The organism is Flavobacterium cutihirudinis, assembly GCF_003385895.1.
Taxonomy (GTDB): domain Bacteria; phylum Bacteroidota; class Bacteroidia; order Flavobacteriales; family Flavobacteriaceae; genus Flavobacterium; species Flavobacterium cutihirudinis.
This window is the reverse complement of record NZ_QRDQ01000007.1, coordinates 439,013-456,310: the sequence shown is the minus strand read 5'-3', so window position 1 is coordinate 456,310 and position 17,298 is coordinate 439,013. Positions and strand designations below refer to the sequence as shown.

Below are 17,298 nucleotides of genomic sequence, written 5' to 3'. Positions count from 1 at the left end.
ATATTTCGAATAATTTATCGCTTTTTCAGCTCCTATTGCCGAAATTTGCATCTTTAAAATTTTCGACTATTAATAACAACCATGAAAAAACACAACTACAGCGCAGGTCCAAGTATTTTACCACAGGAAGTTTTTGAGAAGGCATCAAAAGCAATTTTAAATTTTAATGATTCAGGACTATCTATTCTTGAAATTTCGCACCGAAGTAAAGATTTCGTTGCTGTTATGGAAGAGGCTCGTTCCCTTGCTTTAGAATTATTAGGGCTTCAAGGAAAAGGATACCAGGCTTTATTTTTACAAGGTGGTGCAAGTACAGCATTCTTAATGGCTCCTTACAACCTTATGAAAGAAAACGGAAAAGCTGCTTATTTAGATTCAGGTACGTGGGCAACTGCGGCGATAAAAGAAGCTAAACTTTTTGGAGAAACTGTTATTGTAGGCTCTTCAAAAGACGATAATTATACTCATATCCCAAAAGGATACGAAATACCAGCTGATGCTGATTATTTCCACTGTACAAGTAATAATACAATCTTTGGAACTCAAATGAAAGAATTCCCGGCAACTAACATTCCGGTTGTTTGCGATATGAGTTCTGATATTTTTTCACGTGAATTAGATTTTTCTAAATTTGACTTAATCTATGCCGGAGCTCAAAAAAATATGGGACCTGCAGGAACTACTTTAGTTGTCGTGAAAGAAGAAATTCTGGCGAAAAACGGAAGAACAATTCCAAGTATGTTAGATTACGCTAAACATATTAAAGCAGAAAGTATGTACAATACTCCACCTGTTTTCTCTGTTTATGTTTCTCTTTTAACTTTACAATGGATTAAAGAAAAAGGCGGAATCGCTGCTGTTGAAAAATTAAACAACGCAAAAGCAGAACTTCTTTATGCTGAAATCGACAGAAACCCATTATTTAAAGGTGCTTCTGCTGTTGAAGATCGTTCTAACATGAATGTGACTTTCTTATTAAACAATCCAGATCATACTGCAACTTTTGATGCTTTATGGAAAGAAGCAAATATCTCAGGATTACCAGGACACCGTTCTGTTGGTGGTTACAGAGCTTCTATCTACAACGCAATGCCAATCGAAAGCGTTCAGGTTTTAGTTGATGTAATGAAAGCACTTGAAAGCAAAGTTTAACCGTTTTTTCGGTTAATCGTTTAATCGGAATTACTGTTACATTTTAATCAAAAAAGAAAAAATAACACTACTATGTTTTATCATTTAATTATTACGATTAAACGGTTAAACAAATAAACACATAAACCTAAAATGAAAGTATTAGCAAATGACGGAATTTCTAAAAGTGGAATTCTAGCCTTAGAAAAAGGCGGATTTGAAGTTATAACTACAAAAGTAGCTCAGGAACAAGTAGCTAATTTTATTAATGAAAATAATGTTGACGTAATTTTAGTTCGTAGTGCAACTAAAGTTCGTAAAGATATCATCGACGCTTGTCCTGGAATCAAAATCATCGGACGTGGTGGTGTTGGTATGGATAATATCGATGTTGATTATGCTAAAAGCAAAGGAATTCACGTAATCAACACTCCAGCTTCATCATCAGAATCTGTTGCGGAATTAGTATTTGGACATTTATTTTCTGGTGTTCGTTTCTTGCATGATTCAAACAGAAATATGCCATTAGAAGGTGATTCAAACTTTGACGGTTTGAAAAAAGCATACGCTAACGGAACTGAATTAAGAGGAAAAACTCTTGGTATTGTTGGTATTGGTCGTATCGGACAAGCTACTGCAAAAATGGCGCTTGGTTTAGGTATGAAAGTTATCGCTGCTGACAGCTTTATTCCTGAAGTAGATGTTAAAGTTGAGTTTTTCGACGGACAATCTATCACTACTAAAATCGTTTCTCAATCTTTAGAATCTTTATTTAAAGAAGCTGATTTCATTACATTACACGTTCCTGCTCAGGATGGTTATATCATCGGAGAAAAAGAATTTGAAATTTTGAAAGATGGTGTTGGAATCGTTAACTGTGCACGTGGTGGTGTTATTGATGAAGTTGCTCTAGTAAAAGCTTTAGATTCAGGAAAAGTTGCTTTTGCAGGTTTAGATGTTTTCGAAAGCGAGCCAAAACCAGAAATGGCAATCTTAATGCACTCTAAAATCTCTTTGACTCCACATATTGGAGCTGCGACAGGAGAAGCACAAGACAGAATTGGAACAGAATTAGCTTCACAAATCATTACTTTATTGAGCTAATTAACTATAATTAAATTACTTGCAAGGGATTTATTAACATTGTTTAATAAATCCCTTTCTTTTTTTGATTAAATTTGATTTCTAATCTTAATCCTAAAAATCATGTTTGAACAATTAACCCAATTAGTACAACAATACGGAGGCGATGCAGTTGTAAACAATAACGCTGTTCCAAATGAACATAACGAAGCAGTGTTAAATGAAACCAGTAATTCAATTTTTGCGGGATTACAAAAAATAGTTTCTGAAGGCGGAACAGAGCAAATTGCGGGATTATTTAATGGAAATTCAGCTATTGACAGTTCGAATCCTGTAGTACAACAAATACAACAACAATTGAGCGGAAATCTAGGCGAAAAATTTGGCCTTAGTAGTGCAGATTCTAGCGGAGTTGCTTCTAATTTGATTCCGCAGATTTTAGGCTCTTTAGTAAATAAAGCAAAAGACCCAAATGATAGCAGTTTTCAGATTTCAGATATCATAAACTCGATTTCCGGAAACAGCGGACAAGCATCAGGAATTATGGATACGATTTCGAAATACGGAATGCAATTTGGCCTTGACCAAAATAACGACGGAAAAGTAGACGTTGCTGATGTACTAGTTGTTACTAAAAGCAAAGGCGGTATTTCTGGTTTTATTGGTAAACTTTTTGGAAGCAAGTAAAGGTTCTAAGATTTTAGTTTCTACATAAATATTAAAAAGCTGTTTATTAAAATAAACAGCTTTTTTTTAGACTAATAATCATACACGCTTTTGCGAAGAAACTGTTAAATCAGAAAGTCTTTCAGCGCTTTTTTCGTAAATTTAAGGTTCAAAATAAGTGTCATGAAAAAATGCATTGCCATATTACTTTTTTTACTCACTGTCATAGCATGTTCTACCGCTTCTCAAAATGTTGCGAGTACAACTGTCGCAGATAATTCTGGAAATAAGAAAGCAAATGATACGGTCAGAATTGCAAATGATTCTTTAGAATATGAAGTTATTATAATCGATAACGGATTTAATACGTGGCTAGCTTCAAGAGCTTATCCTCGAAATTACCATTCTCTTTCTTACCTTGAAAACAAAAATTATTTGTACGTAACCGAATGGAATAACCGCGTTTTACAGCCGCAACGTTATAATCCAAATCTATATGAAATGTCTATCGATTATAGAAATGACATTCATTATGGGTATGAAGTAAATTACCTTATCTACAATTATATGATCTATTTTCAAAATACTTATAAACAAAAACTTTGGGGGTATGTTCCTTCAAGATAATGTTAGTATATTTGTAATCATTACAAATAACAATGAATAGATTAAAGAAACGCTGGGGCATTACCTCCAATTTACAAGCCATTATCATACTTATCGTTTTTGCCATCACCGGATCGGCATCAGCGTGGTTGTCTAAACCTTTCTGTGTCTGGCTCGGAATTACCAAAGAAGATTTTGGCGGATGGTTTACTCTAATTCGATTGTTGGTTATTTTCCCTATTTACCAGGTTTTGCTGGTGGCTATAGGAACCATTTTTGGACAATTTCGTTTCTTTTGGAACTTCGAAAAAAAGATGCTCAAAAACATGGGATTAGGATTTCTGTTTAAAAACTAATTCTTCTCTTCTTCTTTTACAAAATAGTAAGTATAAATCCACGTAAGTGTAAATGAAGGAATTACATCTGTAAAAGGAATAATTTCTTCTACAAAGGTCAAAACACTGGCCACCTTTCCTACTCTGCCTTTATACATTCTGGTCATTATAAAAGCGGCAATTGGTGCCCAAATAACATCTGAAAATTCTCCAATTAAAGGAATGCTGAATGAAATCATTCCAATTCCATCCAAAAGCAAGCCTATTAAAAGCTTTCTGGTTTTATCTTCTTCCTTTATGACTTTGATTTCCTGCATTTTATTTCCGTTTTAAACTATTCGAATTTATAAAAATTTTGTCATAATTACTTATTATGAAACCTAATTAAATTTCTAAAATTTCCACTTTAATTTGTTTTCTGTCCAAAAACAAAAATCGAGCCGCAAATCTAAAAACTTCAAATCTCGTCTAATTCCTAAAATTCTGTTAGAACACATTTTTATATCAGCATATTCTTTGTTTCTTTGTAGAAACAGTTTCTAAAAATGATACACGCAAAAAATATACATAAATTTTACGATCAGCTTGAAGTATTAAAAGGAGTCGATTTACACATTAAAAAAGGAGAAATTGTATCGATTGTTGGTGCTTCCGGAGCCGGGAAAACAACTTTGCTGCATATTTTAGGAACATTAGATAAACCATCAAAATCGGATACAGAAACTTCATTGACTATCAATGGAGAAAATATTCTGAAACTCAACGACAAAGCTTTATCTAATTTTAGAAATTTGAATTTAGGTTTTATTTTTCAGTTTCATCAGCTTTTACCGGAGTTTACGGCTCTGGAAAATGTTTGCATACCTGCTTACATTGCTGGTAAAAAACCATCTGAAACTGAAGAAGAAGCTAAAAAATTATTAGCTTTTTTAGGATTATCACATCGTATTGACCACAAACCAAACGAACTTTCTGGCGGAGAACAACAGCGTGTTGCCGTTGCGCGCGCACTGATCAATAAACCAGATGTTATTTTTGCCGACGAACCATCTGGAAACTTAGACACACATTCTGCTGAAAATCTGCATCAATTATTCTTTCAGCTTCGCGATGAATTTGGACAAACATTCGTAATTGTCACCCATAACGAAGAATTGGCAAATATGGCCGATAGAAAATTAATTATGGTTGATGGCTTAATTAGTAATACGGAAGTGGCTAAAGATGAATAAAACCGAGCTCAAAGAATTTCTTGACGAAAAAGTCATTCAATATAACAATCAGGATTTTATAGAAAGTGATCCTGTACAAATTCCGCATTTATTTTCTTTAAAAGAAGATATTGAAATTGCCGGTTTTCTAAGTGCTACAATTGCTTGGGGAAACCGAAAAATGATCATCAAAAATTCGCATCAAATGATGGAATTAATGGGAAATACACCTTATGATTTTGTAATGTCTCATACTGAAGACGATTTAGCGCGACTGGAAACTTTTGTCCACAGGACTTTCAATGGAAAAGATCTTGGAGGCTTTATAAAAGGATTGCAACATATTTACAAAAACCATAACGGACTTGAAAATGTATTTGCAAAAAATCAGGAAGCGGACAGTCTTCAGAAAAGTATTCATGAATTCAAAAAACTATTTTTCGAAATTGATCATTTACCTCGAACGCCAAAACATATTTCAGATCCTTTAAACAATTCGGCTGCAAAAAGAATCAACATGTATTTACGATGGATGGTGCGCCAGGATGCAAAAGGAGTCGATTTGGGAATTTGGAAAACCATTTCGCCGGCATCATTATCTTGTCCGCTTGATGTGCATTCCGGAAATGTAGCTCGAAAACTAGGTTTGCTTTCGCGAAAGCAAAACGACGGAAAAGCTTTGGCCGAATTAGATTTAAAACTTAGAGAAATGGATAAGCAAGATCCAGTAAAATATGATTTTGCCCTTTTCGGATTAGGAGTTTTTGAAAGTTTTTAGCTACAAATAAATTGATTCTTATTTTGATATAGCATTTTTTTTTCGTAATATTACATGTATAAAGCTGTATGTTATGGAACAACTTATAGGTTATATCAAACATTTCGTCATTCCATTTTTTTTAGTTGTCAGTTTATCTTTTACAGTCATTTTAATACTGAAAAGAATTCTATACCAATACACACTTCCCTACAAACATATGATTATCAGAAAATCTGAAATTTTTCTGACTGAAATCACTTTATCAAAACCAGATAAGAATACTTTAAAATATAAAATAGCGAAATTCAAATCAGAAATTCCCATACATAAAACATGGTGTAAGGACATGTTGATTGCAGATTTGATTCGAATGGAAAGTAATCTAAAAGGCACTGCAGCCAAGAATATTCTCATTATTTATAAACGTTTAGGTTTAAATAAATATTCAGCAAGTCTGATTCGTGATTTCAGGATATTTAAAAAATACCATGGTATTCACCACTTTCAGGAATTGCGTTATAAACCAGGAATTTCACTTATTAAAAAGCATCTTTTCAGTTCTAATAAAGTAGTTCGGTCTAATGCAAATATTGCCTATTTATTACTATCTAAAGGCGATTGGCAGGCAGTTGAAAAATTACCTATTGAAGCCTCTATCATTACAACAATAAAAGTGATGGATGTGTTGCATTCTGAAAATTTACCAATACCGCCAAACATAGATAAATGGCTTCATTCTGATAACAAAGTCGTTATAAAACTAGCCCTGATGTCGATGACTTTCTATAATTACAGAAATAAATCGGCAGAAATAATAAACCTTTTGCATCACGATGATATTTCTCTGAAAAATGATGTAGTAATTGCTATCAAAAACCTTTTTCTGAATGAAGCAGAAGATGAAATACTGTCTTTATATCCAACAGAAACTATCAAAATTCAGCTGCAGATGTTGGAAACACTGGCTGTAATTGGTTCTGAAAAAACGATTCAATTTTTAAAAAATGAAATAATAAAACAGCAAATCACAGATTTGAAACTAAAAATGGTCTTTTGTTACAATAATTTAGATCCAAAAGGAGTCGATGTTTTGGGAACTCAGGATCCGGATACACAAAAAATGATTAATCATTTTAGAAAAGTAGAGTTATGAATTACAATTTTCTTTCCGATTTTGTCAGGCTCTATAATATCTTCATAGCATTGTTTTCAATGGGCTATATGTTGTTCTATATAGTTTTAGCTCTTTTATCCTATTGGGCAATTATACAACATCTTAAATATCAAAAATATTTAGAAGAAGAAGTATTACTCAGATCTAATCATATATTGGGCGTCTCAATAGTGGCGCCTGCTTATAATGAAGGCTTAAATATTGTTTATAATGTCAAATCGTTGCTTTCACTAACCTACCCTAAATATGAAGTTATTATTATAAATGATGGAAGCACGGATGATACTTTAGAAAAATTAATAACCGAATTTGATTTGGTTAAATTTGATTTCTACTATCAGGAAAAAATTGCCACACAACCCGTAAGAGGGCATTACAAATCTAAAAATCCGGTTTATTCTAAACTGCTCGTTGTTGATAAAGTAAATGGAAAAAGTAAAGCCGATGCTTCAAATGCAGGCATAAATTCTTCTCAATATCCGCTATTTCTATGTACCGATGTTGATTGTATTTTGAAAAAAGACACCATCCTGAAACTGGCAAAACCTTTCATGGAAAGAAAAACCCGTGTTATTGCTACAGGAGCCGGAATCCGAATTTCAAATTCCTGTCAGGTAAAAGAAGGTTTTTTATTAAAAGTACATTATCCTAAAGAATGGTATCCGCGTTTTCAGGAACTGGAATATGTTCGTTCGTTTTTGTTTGGGAGAATGGCCTGGAGTCAGATTAACGGATTGCTTTTAGTTTCAGGAGGTTTGGGAATGTTTGATAAAGAAATTGTAATTAAGGCAGGGGGTTATTGGCATAAATCTCTTGGAGAAGACATGGAACTTATTACCCGAATGAGAAGGTATATGCACGATACAAATCAAAAGTTCTTAATAAAATATATTCCGGAATCACTTTGCTGGACTGAAGTTCCCAGCACGCAAAAGGTTTTTATAAGACAACGAATTCGCTGGGCAAGAGGTTTGGTACAGACACTTTATTTACATCGAAAAATGTTTTTAAATCCAAAATATGGAAAGACAGGTTTCCTGGTTTTACCCTACTTTTTCAGCTTTGAATTTTTAGTTCCAATTATCGAATTTCTAGGTGTTATTACACTTATTATAAGCTACTTTTTTGGTCATATTGATTTTGAGTATTTACTAATCATAACGGCCCTGATTTATCTATTTTACTTGTCGATTACAATAATTTCGATTTTAATAGATGAAATTTTATATAAGAGTTATGCCAATTACAAAGAACTAATTATTCTGGCAGGAATGGCCGCCATAGAACCTATTGTTTATCATCCAATAACTGTTTATGCATCCTTAAGAGGATATTGGAATTTCTTTCGGAAAAAAGAGCAAAACTGGGGCGAAATGGTTAGAAAAGGTTTTGAAAAACCCGATAAAAAATAAGACAATGTTTATGAGCTATACAAAAAAGATACATTCCACCTTGCTGATTCTTTTTTTTCTTTTGTTTTCTCATCAAAAAATAAATAGCCAAAAAATAGATACAGACAGTTTGTTGACGGTTATAACCAATAACATGAAAACTTCGCATCCTGACTATAAACTCAATATAAAAAGAGCATTATTAGGAAAAAAAATTGCGCCTGACTATCTGGATTTTTATTTGGCTTTAGGCCGAAATTATGATTTATCCAACGTAAAAGACAGTGCCAGATATTATTATAATTATGTAATAGATCAAAATCCAAAGTATCAGGAAGCTTTTATCTATCTGATTAACTTAAATATTGTAGAAAAAAAATATGATGAAGGCGTCACTGTGGCAAACAAAGCAATAGAATTATATCCCGATGAAAAAGTATATCGTCTTAAACGAATAGAGTTTTATTCTCTTCAAAATGATACCGAAAACGAAGCCAAATATCTAAAATCGATTAAAGCTAAATTCCCAAATGACCCTGAAATTCAGCAGCTTTTATATGAATTGTATTCACAAATCAATATGGATCGTGCAGGTTTATACTATAATTACACTACTATTGACCGTGATGGAGTTGGTCCCTGGCATTTAGTAAGTGCTGATTATACAAGACAACGCTCATGGGGAAGCCTTATTGGAAGGGTGAGTTACGCTAAAAGACTTTCAGCTAATTCAGTGATGTCGAGTGGTTTACAATTTGAAGCAGAATCCTACCTTTTTGCAAAAAAGAATAATTATTCATACATTGATCTCGCTTACAGCCAAGATAATGCCTTTCCAAAATTGCGATTGGGGTATTCTTATTTTCATAATTTTGATAAAGGCTGGGAAGCTGATTTAGGATTTCGTTATATTTTAATGGAAGATAAAACTGATGTAAAAACGTTGAATCTGGGACTCGGAAAATATTTTGGTTCCTATTGGGTTAATTTAAGATCGTATATACAAGATGAAGGTCCTTCATTTACGCTGACCTCGAGATATTATTATAAAACAAAATTTGATTATGTAACGCTTATTGCCGGCTACGGAACATCTCCGGATGACCGAACAAGATCTGCAGATTACGAAAATAGAATAGCTTTAAGCTCATACCGCTTGAGCGCCGGTTTTTTTAAATTAATAAACCGTCATTATATTGCCGGATTTATGATTACGGACAATGAACAGGAATATACAAGAGGCAAATTCCAGACCGAACTTGATTTTGCTTTCTTATTGCAATATAAATTTTAAAAGTTATGAAAAAGAAGCATTATCGATATCTCCCCCTTATCTTTTTTTTCACATTTAACCTGAATATAATGGCACAGTCAGAAATTGTTATAACTCATAAAAACAGTATTATTTCAAAGTCTGATGAAAGTCGCGACGCGGCAGTAATTTTAAAAAAATATGTTGATAAAGCTTTTGCAAAACCTTTTGATAATATAACTGAAAATCCAAAGAATGATGATTTGTCTGAAATAGTCTTAGAGATTTCAGATCAGGAAAAATTAAAACCAAATGAATTTATAATCAAAAGCGATTTAAAGCATATTTATCTGACGGCTCAAAATCCGAAATTCCTTAGATATGCCGTTTATACTTTATTGGAAATTTGGGAGTTCAGAAAATTTACAGCTTCAGAAACTTATATTCCCAAAAAGAAAGAGTTTTTGTTCCCTAAAAATTCATCAAAACGATATCAACCTTCATTTGATTATCGAGCTTTATCTTACCCAGATTGCTATGACGAAGCTTTTAGAGACTGGCATAAACTCGATTGGCAAATTGACGATTTTGGTATTTGGGGACATTCATTTAGTACTCTTGTTCCGCCTAAAGAATTCTTTAAAAGTAATCCTAAACTTTTTGCTTTGTACGAAGGAAAACGAAATGGAGAATCTTTATGTATGACAAACGATACTGTTGTAGAGCTCGTTAAGAAAAAAATGGCCGAAATCATAAAAGAAAAACCTAATGCAGAATTTTACTCTGTTAGCCAAAATGACGACATTGTATATTGTGAATGCACAGAATGCCGAAAACTCAACGAAAAATTTGGCGGACCACAAGGCTCTCTTTATTATTTTCTAAACAAAATTGCTGCTCAGTTTCCGCAAACAAAAATTACTACTCTTGCTTATTTACACACGTTGAAACCGCCTGTAAATCAAAAAATAGCGCCCAATATTTATACCATTTTATGCCCAATCGAATTAAACCGTGGAAAAGCTATTTCAGCAGAAAGTGCACCATCTTTTACTAAAATTATCGAAAACTGGAGCAAAACATCTCCTCATTTATTTCTTTGGGATTATACCGTTCAATTTTCAAATTATATGTCACCATTTCCGAACATTGGTACTTTTAAAAATAATTTCAAATTCTACAAAAAGAATAAAGTCAAGGGCATTTTTGTTCAGGGTTATTCAGATATTCCAGGAGATTTTTCAGAACTGCGACAATATCTTCTGGCAAAATTATTATGGGATACCGAAATTGATATTGAAGCTGTAACAGCAGATTTTCTGCGTGGATTTTATGGAAAAGCGGCCCCAGCTGTAAGTTTATATCTTAAAGAACTAATTGAAAATCAAAACAAAAGCAATTCGTATTTAGATATTTATTCCGGTCCGGTTCAGGCTCGGAATACATTTTTATCGCCTCGCGCAATGGATCAGTACGATCAAGCTTTAGAAAAAGCATCGAATGCTGTTGACGATGATCCGATTCTTAAAGTCCGTGTTCAAAAACTGCGTTTAGCTTTGGAATTTGTTTATTTTGAACAATCTAAATTTTATGGCAAAAACCAGCATGGAATGTTTTTCGTAAATAATAAAGGGGAAAAAGAAGTATTCGAAAAATTGAGCGAAAGGGTTTTAAAATTTAGCAAAGCTTGTAATGAACTTGGTATTTACGAATTAAGCGAAGGCGGACTTTCGCCGGATAATTATTATCAGGAATGGTTGCAAATTAGTAAGAATACGGCAACACATTTAGGCGAGGAAATGAAAGTTACTTTTTTAACTCCACCTTCGGATGAATTTAAAGGAAAAGGGAGTTCTGGTTTGGTTGATGGAATTAAAGGCTATAAAGACTTTAATATTAATTGGATTGGCTGGTATGGAACAAATCCTTCCTTCGAAATTGAAACAAAAAAAGCAAGCTTCAATATTTTGAAAATAAACTTTCTCGAAGATCAAAGACATTGGATTTTTCCTCCAAATACCATAAAAGTCTATGGTTATAAAAGTCAGAAATGGAAGTTCTTACAAGAAACTACTTGTGAAAAATTAACAGAAACGAATGAAATTACAACAAAATCATGGGAAATTACGGCTTCTAATTTTGATAGTTTTGAAAAAATTAAAATAGTTATAGAAAATCAATCCAAATTACCCGAATGGCGAATTAGAAAAAATAAAAAGCCAATGGTAATGATTGATGAAATCGAGTTGTATAAAAAATAAACGCCAAAATAACAAAATGAATACCAGCGAAAAAAAAATTATGATCATTGATAATGATGATATGACTATTGAAATCCTGAAATTTCTTTTGAATCGTGAAGGTTATAAAATTAGCATTGCTAAAGACGGAATTACCGCATTGGAACGAATCCCGTCTATTATGCCCGATTTAGTAATTACAACAATCATTATTCCTTTGAAATCCGGATTGGAAATAATCAATCATATTAAAGAAAATTATAAAGAAATTCGTGTGATTGCTCTTTCATCTCTTGGAGAAGAAGAAGATACCGTTGAAGAAGCTTTTAAGCTTGGTGTAGATGATTTCATTGCAAAACCATTTAATCCCAACGAGCTTTTATTGCGAATAAAACGATTATTGTAGTAATTTAAATGTGGTTTTTAATGAATTAATCAATGAAAGGATTTTTCTAATTATTCAGAAATTCCCATTTTTCAGCTATTTATAGCTATCTTTGCAAAAATTTAAACGCAAATGAGCACTTTCGAAAAATTCAATCTTCCAAAATCATTACAAAAAGCAGTTGATGAATTAGGGTTTGTTACACCTACTCCTATTCAGGAAAAATCTTTCTCTGTAATCATGTCTGGACGTGATATGATGGGAATTGCGCAAACCGGAACCGGTAAAACATTTGCCTATTTACTGCCTCTTTTAAAATTATATAAATTCACAAATACCAATACGCCAAAAATTGTTGTTTTGGTTCCTACTCGTGAACTTGTGGTTCAAGTTGTTGAGGAGGTGGAGAAACTGACAAAATACATGTCTGTTAAAACTTTAGGAATTTATGGAGGTGTAAACATTAATACACAAAAAAAAGCGGTTTACGAAGGAGTTGACATTCTTGTTGGAACTCCGGGACGTACAATGGATTTGGCTTTGGACGCTGTTGTTCGTTTTGACGAAACACAAAAGTTAGTTATTGACGAATTTGATGAGATGCTGAATTTAGGTTTTAGACCACAGCTGACTTCACTTTTGGCAATGATGAAAACAAAACGTCAGAACATTTTGTTCTCGGCAACAATGACTGATGACGTAGATGAGATTCTAAACGATTATTTCGATTTTCCTGAAGAAGTTACATTAGCAGCTTCCGGAACTCCGCTTGAAAAAATTACTCAAATTACTTATAATGTTCCAAATTTCAATACGAAAGTAAATCTGTTAAAACATTTATTAGAAACAGACGAAAGCATGAATCGTGTTTTGGTTTTTGTTAATAATAAAAAGATTTCAGATATGCTTCACACGCGTATCGAAGAGCATTTTGATGGTCAATTTGGTGTTATTCACTCTAATAAATCTCAAAATTATCGTTTGAGCACGATGGCCGAATTTCAGGAAGGAAACCTTCGCGGCTTAATTACTACAGATATTATGGCGAGAGGTTTGGATATTTCTGACATTTCGCACGTAATCAACTTTGAACTTCCTGAGGAACCAGAACTTTACATGCACAGAATTGGTCGTACAGGTCGTGCAGATGCTACAGGAACTGCAATTAGTTTTGTTACTCCAAGAGAAGAGGAATTCAAAATTGCAACAGAACTTTTAATGGATCAGGAACTTGAAATCACTGATTTCCCTGAAGAAGTTGAAGTTTCTACCAAACTTATCGAACCTGAAAAAGACAGACAGCCAATTAAGTTTTTAATGAAAAAAGTAAAACTTGAAGGTGAAGGTGCTTTTCACGAAAAATCGAAAAAGAATAAAAAAGTCAACTTAGGAGGTCCTTCTAAAACAAAAAAGAAAACTCACGGTTCAGTAAATAGAAACATGCTGAAAACGAGAGATAAGAAGAGAAAAGATAGTAATAAATAGCTTCTTTTTAGATGCTAAGCTGCTAAGATTCTAAGCTACTAAGTTTAAAAAATTTTAAAAGGCTCAAAAGATCTAAATCTTTTGAGCCTTTTTCTTAACCTCTTAGCAACTTAGAAACTTAGCAGCTTAGTAACTTAGAATCTTAGCAACTTAAATTATATTTTAGTAAAAACTAAACCAACCGGTGAACACAATTCAATTCGTTTTCCTGTGTCTGTAAGTTTTCCTGTAGTTTTATCTCTTTTAAAAATAATAATATCATTTGTGTATTGATGTCCTACTAAAAGAAAATTTCCTGTTGGATCAATAGCGAAATCTCTTGGGCCTTTTCCTAATGTGCTTTGTTGTTCTACCAATTCCAGGCTTCCGTTTTTCAAAATTTTATACACTGAAATGGCGTTGGCATCTACACGGTCTGTTAAATATAAAAATTGTCCGTCAGGCGAAATTTTGATTGCAGCAGCACCAGTTCCTCCTGTAAATCCTTTAGGAAGAATACTAGTTTCGGCAATTATCTTCAGATTTCCAGTTTTATCATAACTTAAAGTTGTCAATGTACCATCTAATTCTTGTACTAAATAAACAAATTTGCCATCTTTACTAAAAGTCAAATGTCTTGGTCCGCTTCCTGCTTTCACATCGACACTTCCTTTTAAAGTTAAAATCTCACTTTTTGCATCTGGATTATATTTGTAGATGAATATTTTATCTAAACCTAAGTCATTAGATAAAACAAATTTTTTGTCTGGCGAAAAAACAACTTGGTGCACATGCGCTTTTTCCTGACGTGCCGCATTTGTCCCCTTTCCTTCGTGCTGAATTAATTGCTGAACTGTCGAAATACTTCCGTCTGCATTTTTCTTAAATACAACAATACTTCCTCCAGAATAATTAGCTACAATTACATTTTTGTCATCATTAATCAAATGACAAGGATCTGCGCCTAAAGCATCATTTGTATTTAAAAAATTAAGTTTTCCAGAAACCGCATCAAAACCAAATGCGCTTACGGCACTTTGAGTTCCGTTTTCATTTACAGCGTAAACAAATTTATTATTTGCTGAAACTGATAAATAACTCGGACTTATTACATTTTCTGATGAATTTTTTAATTTAAACTCTCCAGAATCGGCATTAAATTCATACACGTAAATTCCGTTGCTTTGGCACTTATTTGTATAAGTGCCAACTAATAAGTTGAATTTATTTTGAGCCTTTGCATTTACAACAGTTAAAGCGGAAAATAAGATCACATATAAATTTTTCATATTCTATTATTTTTTTGAGTATGCTAAAATAAGCAATTATATCTTTTTCCTCATTACAAATGAAACCATAAAAGTTACATTTTTTAAAAGGATTTCCAGCATATAAGTTATATAAGTTCATTTTAGACACTTAAACATTTCTACTTATAATCTCTTCCATGAACTTATATGGTTTAATAATTTTTAATTTGTATTTTTGACCAGCATCTTCGCGAAAAACAAAACGTAACGAAGTAAATCGAAGCCAGAATGCATTTTAAACATCCCGAAATTCTATACTTTCTGTTTTTATTGATTGTTCCAATTTTGGTCCATTTATTTCAATTACGCCGATTTAAAACTTCTTATTTTACCAATGTTCGTTTTCTAAAAGAATTAGCGATTCAGACTCGTAAAAGTTCAAAAATCAAAAAACGTTTGTTGCTTGCTACACGTTTATTGTTACTAACTTGCATTATTATTGCTTTCGCACAACCTTTTTTTGAAGCCAAGGATAGTAAAAATGCCTCAAACGAAATGTATATAGTCTTAGACAATTCGTTCAGCATGCAGGCAAAAGGAAAAAAAGGTGAACTACTAAAACGTGCTGTGCAGGAATTACTGGAAAACACGCCTGAAACCACTCAATTTTCGTTGTTAACTAACACCGAAAATTATTGGAATACAGATATTAAATCGGTTAAAGGTTCTTTACAAAATTTAAAATACAGTGCAACACCCTTTGAACTTTCGGCAATTATAGCAAAAGTAAAAGCCCACAAATCAGCTCATAAAAAAGACATTGTTATTATTACAGATGCTGTTGGTTTGGCTGAAAAAGATGTGAAAAATATTGATTTTGAGGAAAAACCCTATTTCATAATTCCAGAAGCAGAGCAAAAAAATAATGTATCAATTGACAGCGTTTATATTAATCAGACTTTAGAAAATTTCTATGAAATTGGCGTAAGTTTATCTGCTTATGGCGATGATTTCAGTCCAATTTCGACCGCTTTATACAACCAAAATAAATTGATTGCCAAAACGATTATTAATTTTGATACAAAGAAAAAGAAAATCAATTTTACAATTCCAAAAGAAGCTTTTCATGGTTATGTTTCTATTGAAGACAATGGATTAACTTATGATAACAAATTATATTTCAGCATTTCTAAAAACAAAAAAATAAACGTTATCAGTATTGGCGAACCGGAAAAAAGCAATTTCTTATCCCGAATTTATACTCCAACTGAATTTAACTACAGTAATTACTCCATCACTTCTTTAGATTATAATAGTTTAGAAAAGCAAAATACGATTATTCTAAATGAATTAATTGAAATTCCGCAGGCATTACAGACCACTTTGAAAGCATTTGTTTCTAAAGGCGGAAATTTGGTTTTAATTCCTTCTGAGAAAACTTCAATTTCTAACTTTAATTCTTTTTTAGGAAATTTTGGAAAAATTCAATTCAATAATCCAAAAACAGAAAGTAAACTGATTACCAAAATCAATTTTGATCATCCTTTGTTTTCAGGCGTTTTTGAAAATAAAATAACGAATTTCCAATATCCAAAAACAAACAGTTCTTTTGGTATTTCTAGTCAATATCCAGCTGTTTTATCTTATGAAGATCAAAGTCCTTTTGTAACAGCAATTCAAAGTTCTGTTTCTGGGATTACGGTTTTTTCGGCACCAATAAATAGCATAAATAGTAATTTTCAGCAATCTCCTTTAATAGTGCCATTATTTTATAAAATAGCACAAAATAATCAGAAAACGGGAGTTAATGCCTTGACAATAGGAAACAATCAGCCTTATTTTGTGGATGTTTTATTGACAAAAGACGCTATTTTGGAAGTAAAAGGAAAAGATGATTCTTTCATTCCAATTCAGCAAATTTTGAACAATAAAGTCAAATTAACGTTTAACGATTTCCCTGAAACAGCTGGAAATTACAGCATTTTTGATAAAAAAGAAGGGATAGAAAATTTGAGTTTTAATTACAAACGTGCTGAAAGTGATTTGAGTCAAATAAATACCAACGTTGTTTCAGATTTCAAAACAGCCGATACGATTTCGACAATATTCAATACTTTACAAACTGAACGAACAGACAGCCAAATTTGGAAATGGTTTGTTATCTTTGCACTGTTATTTTTAGCATTAGAAATGGCAATAATAAAATTTGTAAAGTAGTTTATTCAGTCTGTTTGTCATTTCGACGAAGGAGAAATCACAAACGCTGAGAACACACTGCATTGAAAATTGGATGTGATTTGTCCTTCGTCGAAATGACAAACGAGAATCTATAAATACAAAAATAAATATC

The 17,298-nt window shown here is 32.6% G+C and carries 16 protein-coding genes; 14 read left to right on the top strand and 2 right to left on the bottom strand.

Annotation, left to right across the window (positions count from 1 at the left end; translation table 11 throughout):
* Positions 1 to 81 precede the first annotated feature (81 nt).
* The 5 genes from serC to BD847_RS01925 all read left to right on the top strand — a co-directional run bounded on the left by serC (position 82) and on the right by BD847_RS01925 (position 3,842).
* Complete coding sequence (serC, locus tag BD847_RS01945) at positions 82 to 1,152, top strand: 3-phosphoserine/phosphohydroxythreonine transaminase (protein WP_115886580.1); 1,071 nt, start codon at positions 82 to 84, stop codon at positions 1,150 to 1,152.
* A gap of 132 nt (positions 1,153 to 1,284) precedes the next feature.
* Complete coding sequence (locus tag BD847_RS01940; protein WP_115886579.1) at positions 1,285 to 2,235, top strand: D-2-hydroxyacid dehydrogenase; 951 nt, start codon at positions 1,285 to 1,287, stop codon at positions 2,233 to 2,235.
* Positions 2,236 to 2,337: 102 nt separating this feature from the next.
* The gene (locus BD847_RS01935; protein ID WP_115886578.1) at positions 2,338 to 2,901 is read left to right on the top strand and encodes a DUF937 domain-containing protein; all 564 of its coding nucleotides are present in this window, start codon (positions 2,338 to 2,340) and stop codon (positions 2,899 to 2,901) included.
* Positions 2,902 to 3,063: 162 nt separating this feature from the next.
* Positions 3,064 to 3,507, top strand: coding sequence for a DUF6146 family protein (locus BD847_RS01930; RefSeq protein WP_115886577.1), 444 nt, complete (start codon positions 3,064 to 3,066; stop codon positions 3,505 to 3,507).
* Positions 3,508 to 3,539: 32 nt separating this feature from the next.
* Positions 3,540 to 3,842, top strand: a complete 303-nt coding sequence (locus BD847_RS01925; RefSeq protein WP_115886576.1) for a DUF6787 family protein — start codon at positions 3,540 to 3,542, stop codon at positions 3,840 to 3,842.
* Here BD847_RS01925 and BD847_RS01920 read toward each other — a convergent pair.
* Positions 3,839 to 4,138: a hypothetical protein gene (locus tag BD847_RS01920; RefSeq protein WP_115886575.1), complete on the bottom strand. Its 300-nt coding sequence runs from the start codon at positions 4,136 to 4,138 to the stop codon at positions 3,839 to 3,841. The two genes, BD847_RS01925 and BD847_RS01920, sit on opposite strands and share 4 nt — an antisense overlap.
* A 228-nt stretch (positions 4,139 to 4,366) precedes the next feature.
* Between BD847_RS01920 and BD847_RS01915 the strand changes: the two genes are divergently transcribed.
* The 8 genes from BD847_RS01915 (at position 4,367) to BD847_RS01880 (ending at position 13,719) form a co-directional block, all read left to right on the top strand.
* Positions 4,367 to 5,053, top strand: a complete 687-nt coding sequence (locus tag BD847_RS01915) for an ABC transporter ATP-binding protein (protein ID WP_115886574.1) — start codon at positions 4,367 to 4,369, stop codon at positions 5,051 to 5,053.
* The gene (locus BD847_RS01910) at positions 5,046 to 5,810 is read left to right on the top strand and encodes a TIGR02757 family protein (RefSeq protein WP_115886573.1); all 765 of its coding nucleotides are present in this window, start codon (positions 5,046 to 5,048) and stop codon (positions 5,808 to 5,810) included. Before BD847_RS01915 ends, BD847_RS01910 begins: the two co-directional genes overlap by 8 nt.
* 73 nt (positions 5,811 to 5,883) lie before the next feature.
* Positions 5,884 to 6,945: a hypothetical protein gene (locus BD847_RS01905; RefSeq protein ID WP_115886572.1), complete on the top strand. Its 1,062-nt coding sequence runs from the start codon at positions 5,884 to 5,886 to the stop codon at positions 6,943 to 6,945.
* Complete coding sequence (locus tag BD847_RS01900; protein WP_115886571.1) at positions 6,942 to 8,378, top strand: glycosyltransferase family 2 protein; 1,437 nt, start codon at positions 6,942 to 6,944, stop codon at positions 8,376 to 8,378. Before BD847_RS01905 ends, BD847_RS01900 begins: the two co-directional genes overlap by 4 nt.
* Before the next feature lie 133 nt (positions 8,379 to 8,511).
* Positions 8,512 to 9,651 carry a YaiO family outer membrane beta-barrel protein gene (locus BD847_RS01895; protein ID WP_167443810.1) on the top strand — a complete coding sequence of 380 codons (1,140 nt, stop codon included), beginning with the start codon at positions 8,512 to 8,514 and terminating at the stop codon, positions 9,649 to 9,651.
* Between the two features lie 68 nt (positions 9,652 to 9,719).
* A complete protein-coding gene (locus tag BD847_RS01890; RefSeq protein ID WP_244201542.1) occupies positions 9,720 to 11,870 on the top strand; it encodes a DUF4838 domain-containing protein in 2,151 nt (716 codons plus the stop codon).
* Positions 11,871 to 11,886: 16 nt separating this feature from the next.
* Positions 11,887 to 12,255: a response regulator transcription factor gene (locus BD847_RS01885; protein WP_115887320.1), complete on the top strand. Its 369-nt coding sequence runs from the start codon at positions 11,887 to 11,889 to the stop codon at positions 12,253 to 12,255.
* Positions 12,256 to 12,366: 111 nt separating this feature from the next.
* Positions 12,367 to 13,719, top strand: a complete 1,353-nt coding sequence (locus tag BD847_RS01880) for a DEAD/DEAH box helicase (RefSeq protein ID WP_115886569.1) — start codon at positions 12,367 to 12,369, stop codon at positions 13,717 to 13,719.
* 155 nt (positions 13,720 to 13,874) lie between these two features.
* On the opposite strand, the gene BD847_RS01875 is transcribed toward BD847_RS01880, so the two are convergent.
* The gene (locus tag BD847_RS01875) at positions 13,875 to 14,987 is read right to left on the bottom strand and encodes a lactonase family protein (RefSeq protein WP_115886568.1); all 1,113 of its coding nucleotides are present in this window, start codon (positions 14,985 to 14,987) and stop codon (positions 13,875 to 13,877) included.
* Positions 14,988 to 15,236: 249 nt separating this feature from the next.
* On the opposite strand from BD847_RS01875, the gene BD847_RS01870 reads away from it, so the two are divergent.
* A complete protein-coding gene (locus BD847_RS01870; protein ID WP_115886567.1) occupies positions 15,237 to 17,165 on the top strand; it encodes a vWA domain-containing protein in 1,929 nt (642 codons plus the stop codon).
* Positions 17,166 to 17,298: the final 133 nt, after the last annotated feature.

What these genes read in the sequence shown, in the direction of transcription:
- BD847_RS01925 (WP_115886576.1), top strand. Translation starts at nt 3,540, where the DNA reads ATGAATAGATTAAAGAAACGCTGGGGCATTACCTCCAATTTACAAGCC.
- BD847_RS01915 (WP_115886574.1), top strand. Translation starts at nt 4,367, where the DNA reads ATGATACACGCAAAAAATATACATAAATTTTACGATCAGCTTGAAGTA.
- BD847_RS01940 (WP_115886579.1), top strand. Translation starts at nt 1,285, where the DNA reads ATGAAAGTATTAGCAAATGACGGAATTTCTAAAAGTGGAATTCTAGCC.
- BD847_RS01900 (WP_115886571.1), top strand. Translation starts at nt 6,942, where the DNA reads ATGAATTACAATTTTCTTTCCGATTTTGTCAGGCTCTATAATATCTTC.
- BD847_RS01895 (WP_167443810.1), top strand. Translation starts at nt 8,512, where the DNA reads ATGAAAACTTCGCATCCTGACTATAAACTCAATATAAAAAGAGCATTA.
- BD847_RS01920 (WP_115886575.1), bottom strand. Translation starts at nt 4,138, where the DNA reads ATGCAGGAAATCAAAGTCATAAAGGAAGAAGATAAAACCAGAAAGCTT.
- BD847_RS01910 (WP_115886573.1), top strand. Translation starts at nt 5,046, where the DNA reads ATGAATAAAACCGAGCTCAAAGAATTTCTTGACGAAAAAGTCATTCAA.
- BD847_RS01875 (WP_115886568.1), bottom strand. Translation starts at nt 14,987, where the DNA reads ATGAAAAATTTATATGTGATCTTATTTTCCGCTTTAACTGTTGTAAAT.
- serC (WP_115886580.1), top strand. Translation starts at nt 82, where the DNA reads ATGAAAAAACACAACTACAGCGCAGGTCCAAGTATTTTACCACAGGAA.
- BD847_RS01930 (WP_115886577.1), top strand. Translation starts at nt 3,064, where the DNA reads ATGAAAAAATGCATTGCCATATTACTTTTTTTACTCACTGTCATAGCA.
- BD847_RS01905 (WP_115886572.1), top strand. Translation starts at nt 5,884, where the DNA reads ATGGAACAACTTATAGGTTATATCAAACATTTCGTCATTCCATTTTTT.
- BD847_RS01890 (WP_244201542.1), top strand. Translation starts at nt 9,720, where the DNA reads ATGGCACAGTCAGAAATTGTTATAACTCATAAAAACAGTATTATTTCA.
- BD847_RS01935 (WP_115886578.1), top strand. Translation starts at nt 2,338, where the DNA reads ATGTTTGAACAATTAACCCAATTAGTACAACAATACGGAGGCGATGCA.
- BD847_RS01870 (WP_115886567.1), top strand. Translation starts at nt 15,237, where the DNA reads ATGCATTTTAAACATCCCGAAATTCTATACTTTCTGTTTTTATTGATT.
- BD847_RS01885 (WP_115887320.1), top strand. Translation starts at nt 11,887, where the DNA reads ATGAATACCAGCGAAAAAAAAATTATGATCATTGATAATGATGATATG.
- BD847_RS01880 (WP_115886569.1), top strand. Translation starts at nt 12,367, where the DNA reads ATGAGCACTTTCGAAAAATTCAATCTTCCAAAATCATTACAAAAAGCA.